This window comes from Aeromonas sp. DNP9 (assembly GCF_001728955.1).
Lineage (GTDB): Bacteria > Pseudomonadota > Gammaproteobacteria > Enterobacterales > Aeromonadaceae > Aeromonas > Aeromonas veronii.
Genome location: NZ_LYSQ01000058.1, coordinates 1 through 3,254, shown reverse-complemented (window position 1 = coordinate 3,254; position 3,254 = coordinate 1). Strand labels below are relative to the sequence as shown.

4 protein-coding genes are annotated in these 3,254 nt (G+C 42.1%); all 4 read left to right on the top strand.

Annotated features, from left to right (window positions below):
• On the top strand, nucleotides 1-304 hold a 304-nt coding region (locus A9G06_RS21150), incomplete at its 5' end, for an alkyl sulfatase C-terminal domain-containing protein (RefSeq protein WP_216093232.1).
• 220 nt (nucleotides 305-524) lie between these two features.
• Nucleotides 525-947, top strand: coding sequence for an outer membrane beta-barrel protein (locus tag A9G06_RS21145; protein ID WP_069556538.1), 423 nt, complete (start codon nucleotides 525-527; stop codon nucleotides 945-947).
• A 59-nt stretch (nucleotides 948-1,006) separates the two neighbouring features.
• The gene (locus A9G06_RS21140; RefSeq protein ID WP_367141907.1) at nucleotides 1,007-2,569 is read left to right on the top strand and encodes an EAL domain-containing protein; all 1,563 of its coding nucleotides are present in this window, start codon (nucleotides 1,007-1,009) and stop codon (nucleotides 2,567-2,569) included.
• Nucleotides 2,570-2,803: 234 nt separating this feature from the next.
• The coding region (locus A9G06_RS21135) for an IS5 family transposase (RefSeq protein WP_139126330.1) at nucleotides 2,804-3,254 on the top strand (451 nt) is incomplete at its 3' end.

Here is a 3,254-nt window from a genome sequence, read left to right as displayed (position 1 = left end):
CCATGTGATCAATCTTATCCTGCAAGGCGACAAGCAATTTGGTGTCGACCTCCATAACGGGGTTTTCAACAGTCTGAGTGATTACCAGGCCAGCAAGCCCGATGTTACGCTGGAAATAGACAAGCCTTCACTACTTTCTTTCCTCGCCAGTAAGGTCACCCTGGATGAACTCATCAAGGGTGGCAAGGCGAAAGTGAGTGGGGACAGCAAGGTGCTGGAGAAGTTACCTGGTTTGTTCGATCTCAATATCAAGAACAACATGAATCTTGTACTGCCACTACAGACTGAAAACCAGATTAGATAGTTGGGTTGACGATGGTGTCCCGCTCATTATCGAGTGGGGCATTATTGGCTGGATGTGGCAGCAAACGTTTTCTGGCTCATGGGGTTAGCGCACATAATTATTTCAAAAACGCAACTAAAAAATTGAGTTGGTCACATATTTAATTTTGGTTCACTACCATTAAGTGATGGATTATCGCACACCGCCTTTAAAGGTGTATTTCAAGTTGAGGAATATAGGTATGCCCCCAAGCTCAAACAGCTTCATAGCATTGTCGTTGCTATCGTTAGTGTTGCCACTGCATGCGATGGCTAATAATGATGTCTATGTTGGCGCCAAGGCTGGCTGGCTGGGTTCATGGTCACAACGCCTGCGAGAGTCACAACCTGCATGCGATAACGACGCGCTGGGAGCAGGTCTGTTTGCCGGTTATGAGCTCAATGACTGGCTGGCTGTGGAAGCCGATTATAACTATTTTGGCAATATGAAAGCGGATTATCCTGCATTGGGCCACAGCGATGTGACCGCGCCTTACTCAGGTAAGGTGCAAGGTATTGAGCTCGGAGCCAAACCATACTGGCATTTGAATGACAGTACATCTGTGTTTGCCAAGGCGGGCAAATTGGCGTGGTGGACGATTCAGAACCACTATTTAACACAATAGGAATATCTTAAGACTGAGTAACTTTTTTAGTGTGATGTTCTTAATTCAAGATGATCAAAATGAAATTGATTACATGGTTTTTCGAAAAAATAATGTTAGCTATACCTCGATTGAAATCATTTTGGGGATGTTTATGTTTATTTGTTTTTCCAATAATTACAATGCTGTTTCTTACTCCATTTTTAACTTCACCAATAACAAGATACCTTCTCCAGGAAAAGGCGCAAGAAGTAATTACACATACAGAAGAAAGAAATAATCTACTGGAACATAATATAGTATCTCAGTTACCGAAAATAAAATTTAATTGTGGGTTGGGAGATATAGAATTATTGCGTAATCCATCATATTACAATAGCCACATCCGATTCGCAGGGATTAAAACATCAGGAGGAAAGAGTTGCTCGACACTTGGTACGGGATTACCTATTTCTGATGCAATAAAAGATATGCCATCTAAAGCTGATTACATCATTTCGACAACACCCGGGGCTACAGGTATAGAGCAAGAATTTGTAGTTTATTCTAAACGTGGTGGAAACCTAATTTACTGGGTAATAAATAACAGCTTCGTACATGACTTACTACTTAGACCATGTAAAAACTGTTTTTATCTTGAGTACACTTATAATGATCCACGTTTTAATGAAATTAACATCCCTAGGGGCGATGTAAAGATAAAACATCAAAATCAAGCTATATCAATATCCCACCTTGACAGCCTGAGAAAAGTTGAACAAAAAATATGGGCTGGAGAGAAATTTCGTAACTATGTAACCCATCTAATACGATATTATGGATTGTTTTTTTCATCCGTTGTCGGCCTATTGCTGGTAACAGCATATTTATTACTTCGTAATCACAACAACTCATTAGGTGGAATGCTTAAATCAGCGCTTAAAAAAAATGAGTTCATCCCATATTATCAGCCTATAGTTGATAGCCGAACACAACAAGTTGTTGGTTATGAGGCTTTAATAAGATGGCGCCGTGGTGGGGAGTTAATCCCTCCAGGAATATTTATCGATTATGCTGAACGTCAAGGTTTAATAATACCAATCACGACTCAGCTCGTCAGTAAAATTGTAGCTGATTTACATAAATTTTATGGTATGCAGTGGGTCAGCATCAATTTAGTTGCTGCACATGTAGAACAGCCATATTTGCAAGATCTGTTGAAGAAGCTACAATGGCCTGATCCAAAAAAATTAACGTTCGAGCTAACCGAACGCATTCCTATTTCTGATGTGAAGGCTGCAACAAGAGAAATAGCCACTCTAGGTTTGAGAGGATATCACTTTAAACTTGATGACTTCGGTACAGGCTATGGAGGCTTTGCATACTTACAGCAACTAGGTATTCGTTGTATAAAGATTGATAAAATGTTTATTGATACGATTGGCACAACCGACCTCAAGCGGAATGTACTCGATGCAATTATTGCATTTGGTCGTGAATCGAACATGGAGATGATCGCGGAGGGTGTGGAAACCGATGAGCAATTGGAATATCTGCATAAACAGGGCGTGTACTTGATTCAAGGATATGTGTACGCCAAACCTATGCCTATAAATCAACTGATTGAGTGGGAATTGTCATTTAAAGGAAAACAACTGAAATGAGTATGTTTTATTGATGGGTTTTTATTTTCCAGCCCCATTCAATGAGCCTGGGCTTTGTAATGAAGGCGATACAAAAGCATGAAAGATAAGGTGTCGGTTGTTTTATTACGAATGATATATAGCTTAACGTTTATACATAATATTTTTCCGATACATGGCTTCTGTAAGCGTTGAGTAGGGCGTTGTTTCCCAAATCGATGCAGCTTGAATGGTACTAACTGAGGGCTCGGAGATCTGATCACCAACTGGCCTCAATACCACAAGTCTTTGATTAACCGTGGCTCACTCACCTTCTGGGTTGATGCCGAGACCATGAACAACTGGTTTCACCACGACCATCATGGGCGGCGGGGACGCTGCCAGCTCTACACCGACCAAACCATCTCTACCTTCCTGATGCTCAAGGGGATTTTCAGCCTCACTCTGCGGGCCACTCAGGGGCTACTCGACTCCCTGTTCGAGTTGATGAACGTACCGCTTTGTGCCCCCGATTACAGTTGTGTAAGCAAGCGGGCCCGTACGGTAGCTGTGGCCTATCGACAGCCCCCAAAAGGACGTATTACCAATTTGGTTATCGACTCAACCGGGCTGAAGGTATTTGGTGAAGGCGAGTGGAAAGTCAGAAAATACGGCGCCGAGAAACGGCGAGTGTGGCGCAAATTGCATCTGGCAGTAGATCCGGTGA

What these genes read in the sequence shown, in the direction of transcription:
- A9G06_RS21145 (WP_069556538.1), top strand. Translation starts at nt 525, where the DNA reads ATGCCCCCAAGCTCAAACAGCTTCATAGCATTGTCGTTGCTATCGTTA.
- A9G06_RS21140 (WP_367141907.1), top strand. Translation starts at nt 1,007, where the DNA reads ATGAAATTGATTACATGGTTTTTCGAAAAAATAATGTTAGCTATACCT.